The organism is Dietzia sp. Cai40, assembly GCF_014145165.1.
Taxonomy (GTDB): Bacteria; Actinomycetota; Actinomycetes; order Mycobacteriales; family Mycobacteriaceae; genus Dietzia; species Dietzia natronolimnaea.
The window spans coordinates 1-5,637 of sequence record NZ_JAALEB010000266.1; the positions used below are offsets into that span (position 1 = coordinate 1).

The 5,637-nt window shown below is 73.1% G+C and carries 4 protein-coding genes; 2 read left to right on the forward strand and 2 right to left on the reverse strand.

The features are described from left to right. A partial coding sequence (locus G6022_RS10645) for an NAD(P)H-binding protein (RefSeq protein WP_182691544.1) occupies positions 1-955 on the reverse strand: 955 nt, incomplete at its 3' end. Between the two features lie 164 nt (positions 956-1,119). On the opposite strand from G6022_RS10645, the gene G6022_RS10650 reads away from it, so the two are divergent. Then, positions 1,120-2,205: a DUF695 domain-containing protein gene (locus tag G6022_RS10650; RefSeq protein ID WP_179525901.1), complete on the forward strand. Its 1,086-nt coding sequence runs from the start codon at positions 1,120-1,122 to the stop codon at positions 2,203-2,205. On the opposite strand, the gene G6022_RS10655 is transcribed toward G6022_RS10650, so the two are convergent. Next, positions 2,159-3,793, reverse strand: coding sequence for a type VII secretion protein EccE (locus tag G6022_RS10655; protein WP_182639582.1), 1,635 nt, complete (start codon positions 3,791-3,793; stop codon positions 2,159-2,161). The two genes, G6022_RS10650 and G6022_RS10655, sit on opposite strands and share 47 nt — an antisense overlap. Positions 3,794-3,924: 131 nt before the next feature. On the opposite strand from G6022_RS10655, the gene eccB reads away from it, so the two are divergent. Further along, entirely contained in the window at positions 3,925-5,376 is a 1,452-nt protein-coding gene (gene eccB, locus G6022_RS10660) for a type VII secretion protein EccB (RefSeq protein ID WP_179525899.1), read from the forward strand. Positions 5,377-5,637 lie beyond the last annotated feature (261 nt).

Consider the following 5,637-nt stretch of genomic DNA (forward strand, 5'->3'; position numbering starts at 1 on the left):
GCACGCGCAGGGCCTCGCGGAGGGCCTGGCGGTAGCTCGTGCGGCCGCCGGGCGGGGGGCCCAGCACCTCGTCGGCGTCGTCGACCAGGACGATCGCCTCGCAGCGCAGCGACTCCACCAGCGGCCGGGCCAGGGCGGGCTCGAGCGGGGTGACCAGGCCCATCCACAGCGAGGACAGCTTGGGCGTGAGCACGGGGACGGGGACCATGAGCCGGCGGTGCAGCCCGGCCTCCTCGGCGTAGATCTGCATCATCTGCCCGTAGGTCAACACGTCCGGCGCGCCCACGTCGATCACGCGCCCGTCGGCCAGGTCCCCGTCGAGCGGAACCGTGGTGGCGGCCGCGAGGTAGTGGACCACGTCCCGCACGGCGATCGCCTGGATGCGGTTGGAGACCCATTTCGGGGTGACCATCCCCGGGAGCCGGGTGGTCAGGTGCCGGATCATCTCGAACGAGGCGGACCCGGAGCCGATCACCACCCCGGCCTGGATCACCAGCGCGGGCACGGACGAGGCCAGCATGATCCGTCCCACCTCAACGCGCGAGCGCAGGTGGGTCGACAGGTCGGTCTCGTCCTCCGGGTGCAGCCCGGACAGGTGCACGATGCGGCCCACCCCGGCGGCCTCGACTGCGCGGACGAACGCCTCGGTGGTCTCGCGCTCCTCCTTCTCGAAGTCGGTCGAGTGGCCCATGGAGTGGACGAGGTGGCACGCCACGTCGACGCCGGCGAGGGCGGCCGACAGTGCGGCCTCGTCTCCCAGCCCGCCCTCGTGGATGGTGACCTGGTCCCCCCACGGCACATCGTCGAGACGCGCGGGCGTGCGCGCCAGGACCGAGACCTCGGCGCCGTCGGCGAGCAGTCGGGGGACGAGACGGGAGCCGACGTACCCGGTGGCGCCGATGACGAGGACGCGCGGGCCGGTCGGGGCGTCGGGGGATCCGTGGGGGTTGGTCATACCCGAGACTCTTCCAGTGCGGACGCCGATGCGCACCCGTTGACGGGGGACAGGACCGGCCCGGGGGCCCGGCCGGGGTGAGTCGTTCCGCGCACGAGTGGCGGCTTATCCGGATACTGGAGTGAGACCAGCCAGACGGACCGTGACGGGCGGAGGGAGAACAGATGGCGATCGGCGCGGCACGACCCCGACAACTCTCCAGATCGATGGACCTGTCCGGCGTCCGCATCGAGACCGCCAGGCTCCGCTCGGACCGGGCCGTGACCACCTTCTGGCGGTGGTGGACCGAGGGCGGGTGCCGCCGGACGACCGCCGCGCTCGAGTCGGGTGACGCCCGCCGCGTGGTCCCGGAGATCACCTCGCTCATCGAGGCGATCGACCCCGGGTTGTCGTGGGAGTTCGTCCCCGGGTCTCACGGCGCGCCGCACCGCCTGACCGTCACCGCGGCCGGGGTACCCGAGCTCCGCAGGGCGGCGCGCCGGTGGCTCGCTCAGGCCCCGCCCGCCGACGCCGACTGGTCGTACGCGGACCTGCGCGACCCGGTCTCCGGGTGCGCCATGCACTTCCGCGACCGACGCCTGGGCTTCGACGAGGCGGAGGTGGTGGTGGACTGCGGCCTCTCCCGGGCCGACGTGACCGTGCACCACCCCGGGTTCGCCGGACTCAAGGGATCCGACGCCGGGATCGCCGCCTACCTGCTGCTCGACGCCATGTGCGGGGAGGCCGCGGTGGAGATGTGGGTGGGCATGATCCGCTCCAACGCCACGGCCCCGGGGGACGACGCGGTCTCGCTGGACGCGCTGCCCGGGATCCTGCGGGAGATCGAGCGGGACAACACGGACGAGGACGGGGAACCCGCCTGGCAGATCCTGCACGGCGACACCTCCCGGGGCCCGATGGTGGCCGTGGTGCGCGTGCCCCTGGTGGCGCTCTCGGCCCCGGAGTTCGACCGGCACGTCGCCGTCCACGTGCCCTATACGGATGTCGAGGACGGCGGTCTGCCGGGATCGGCCTCCCTGCCCGGGCTGCGGGACTTCGAGGACCACCTGGTCGACCGCCTGGAGGGCACCGGCGAGTGCGTGGGCGCCGAGAGCTGCAACGGCCGCCGGCTCCTGCACTTCTACGTGGACTCCGCGACCCCCGCGCACGAGCAGCTGCGCGTGGCCGCCTCCGGCTGGGAACAGGGCGAGGTGACCCTGACGGTCACCGACGATCCGGGCTGGCGGAAGGTTCAGCACCTGCGGGTGTGAGGTCCCCCGAACTCGGACCTGGACCCGGGATCGGGCCCACGAACGCGTCCTCTCCGGGGCCGGTCACGACCGACACCTGCCGGGCGGGTCCGGAACGCGGTTCGATGGAGATCCAGCCCGGAATCCTGCCATCGAGTACCAGCTCGGGCGGATTCCCGGTCGTCGCACGCCCGGGGCCGGGGGCGTCCCAGTCGGCATCCACCCGGATCACGGTCGGCGGTGTCACGTCGGGGCCGCCGGGACCGGCGAGCGCGTCGATCCGCCCCTCGCTCAATGGGCCGTCGACGTCCCAGAACACCGCGTCCACGGGGGCGCCGGCGTCCGAGGCATCGGGGTCGACAATCCGGTATCTGGTCTCGTCGCCGATCGCCAGCAGCGGTCTCCAGCGGTCCGGGACGTCGGTGACCACCGCCACCCGATACCCGGCGGCGACCGCGCGGAAGGCCACCTGTCGACAGACGGCCGGACCGGCCGCGAGGAGTACCGAGCGCTGGTGAGGCCCCGCCAGCTGGACCGCGGCCGCGTTCCCGGTCCGGGTCGCCCCGAGGATCTGACCGCAACCGTGGGCGGGCGGGGCGAGGTCGTCGAGTTGATCGAGGCGCCGCCGGACCGTGGAGCCGGCGAGCGTCTCGGGTAGGGACTCACCCGGGACGGGCAGCACGCGCGGGGACGGCAACAGATGACACGATCCCGCGGACTGGGGGAGCGAGTCCACGGTGAGCCCCGCGAGACCCACGGTCGAGATCGAGTCGACGACGTCGCGGCGGCCCGGCACCCGGCGGAGTCGGAGCACCTCGGTGATGTCTGACGCGGGTACAGAGGTGAGGGCGTCCACGACCTCGCGCGGGTCCTCACCGGGGCGGACCACCAACCCCACTCCGTCGGTGGGATCGGCCTCGGCCTCGAGGTATCGCTCCGCCAGCTCTGTGGCATCGAGTACACGACACGGAACCCCGTGATGAACCAGAGATCGGCGGAGTCGTTCGGTGGCCACCGCGATGACCCACTGCGGCGCACCCCGCCCCGCCTCCGCCGGCGCGCTCAGCGCGAGTTCGGACAGGTCGAATCGGAGGAGCAGGTGGACGCGCCGGTGGGAGACCAGAGCCAACGGACCCACGAGCGAGCAGTACACCTCGCCGTCGGGGCCCGTCGCCGCACGTCGCCCGTGAACCACCACATCGATCCCCTCGAGCAGCACCCCACCCTGGTCGAGTTGCCGCGCGACCGCGCCCAGCGGAAGCCGGACGCCGAGGAAATCCGCCGGGTCGTCGCTCCCGACCTCGGTGGTCTCCAGAGCGCCGGCTGAGACCTCGACACCGGTGGTCACCACCTGGTGACCGCCGACGCACCCGACCAAGGAGAACTCGGGCGAGACCAGATCGACGACGTCGACGTCTGACCGGCGTGGGCGCGGTCCGCCTCCGAGCAGATATCGGCGCCGGTGACGGATGGTGGCGGCGCAGGCGACCAGTGAGGCGGCGGCGAACTGGACCCAGGGCTGCCAGGGCGGCGGGCAGATCACCGCGAGCACCCCCGAGGTCAGGAGGACGGTCAGGAGGATGAGAAGGGTGCGAGGGGCAGCCGTCACACGTCCTCCTGGCCTGGTCGGGGGCGCGCGAGGCCGCCCGGGAAGCCCGGCCATCCGGCCGGGACAGTGGCGTACCCTACCCCCGGAACCCGCCGTCGCGGGGCGTCACATCCGTGGGAAGGAGCCCGTTCGTGCCGCTGAAGCCGACGACCAGGGCGCAGGTCGACGGGCACCGTTTCCTGTCCCGGCGGGCCCGACACGCGGTGGCCGTCCGCGACGTCCGGATGCTCCACGATCCACTCAGGCGACAGTCGACGGGACTCATGCTGGGTGCGGTCGCCGCCGTCCTCGGTTGCGTCGGTGCGGCGGTCCTGGCCCTCCTCGATCCGACGCCCGATGTCGATCGCGCCGTGGTGATGGTGGGCCGGGACTCCGGCCAGATGTATGTCCGCGCCGGCGACACCGTCCACCCGGTGTTCAACCTCGCGTCCGCCCGTCTGGTGACGGGTCAGCCCGCCGACCCCACCACTGTGCGGGACTCGGACATCGCCCAGACGCGTCGCGGAGGACTGATCGGGATCCCCGGAGCGCCGTCCGCGCTGCCGGCACCGCGCGACGAGGACGGGGCCGCGGCGGTCTCGTGGACCGTGTGCGACGAGATCGCCGACGTCGATCGCGGTCGCCCCCGGATCGTCTCGACGAGTGTCGTCGCCCGTGACGGGGCGGCGGGACCCGGGCGTGACACCACCGGCGACGAGATCGTCCTGGCCGACCAGGACGGCAGGGGCTGGCTGCTGCGGGACGGGACCCGCTCGAGAATCGACTTGTCGGACGGCGACCTGCTGGCGATCCTCGGACTGGGCGGCGTCGAGCCGCGGCCGGTCACCGCGGCGTTGATCGACCCGCTGCCGGAGGTCGATCCGGTGGTGCGACCGGAGATCGATCTGGCCGGCAGGCCGGTGGACTACGGTCTCGACTCATTGCGGATCGGGCAGGTGTTCACGGTGGACACCGCCTCGGGCAGGGAGACCTACGTCGCCCTGGCAGATGGTGTCCAGGAGGTCGGTCCGGTGGTGGCCGACGTCATCCGTTCGACGACGACGGTGGGTGCGGTCGTGTCCGTGGATCCCGACCGGATGGGCGTCCCGCGCTCGGTGGCGCTGAACGTGGATGCCTTCCCAGCGGATCGTCCCTCGGTCCTCTCGACCGGTGACTCCCCGGTGCTGTGCGTTCGCGATGCGGGCAGGGAGGGGTCAGTGGGCCGGCGGGTGACCGTTGTCGCAGGCGCTCCGGCTCCGTCGGCCGCACAGGCGCGTCCGGTGGCCGGCGCGGACGGGGGCGGGCCGGCGATCGACGTGCTGGGCGTACCCGGTGGAGGCCTTCTGGTGACCGCGGTCGGACGAGGCACGTCAACCCGCGGTGCGGTGACGACGATCGTCGCCGATACGGGCGTGCGCTTCGACATCCCCGACCCGGAGACCGCAGCGGTCCTCGGTGTCGGTGGGACCCCGGTGCCGGTCGACGGTGCGATCATCGACCGGCTCCCCGCAGGACCCAGGCTGGACCGTGACTCCGCCCTCGTCGTCCGGGACGGCCACGATCTCCACACCGTCGCGGACGAGGCCACGGCTCCGGTGCGATGACCCCGCGGGGATGCCGGACCACGGTCGGAACGTCCGGGTGCCGGCCCGCCGGGCGGTGCCCGTCAGTTCTCTGTCGGTGTCCACGTTGTGGGTGTCTCGCGGTGGCGGAGGCCGCGGGGTCGAACCAGAGCGACGACGACGAGGACGAGACCCCCGACGGTGAGTGAACCGGCCGCGACGGCCGCTCCGGTGCCCGCGCCGACCGGACCCGTGTCCGCCGTGGGCGCCGCGATGGTGGTGGAGGCGGGTCCGGGGCGGCCG

Excerpts from the sequence above, each read along its gene's own strand:
- G6022_RS10650 (WP_179525901.1), top strand. The coding sequence starts at position 1,120 with ATGGCGATCGGCGCGGCACGACCCCGACAACTCTCCAGATCGATGGAC.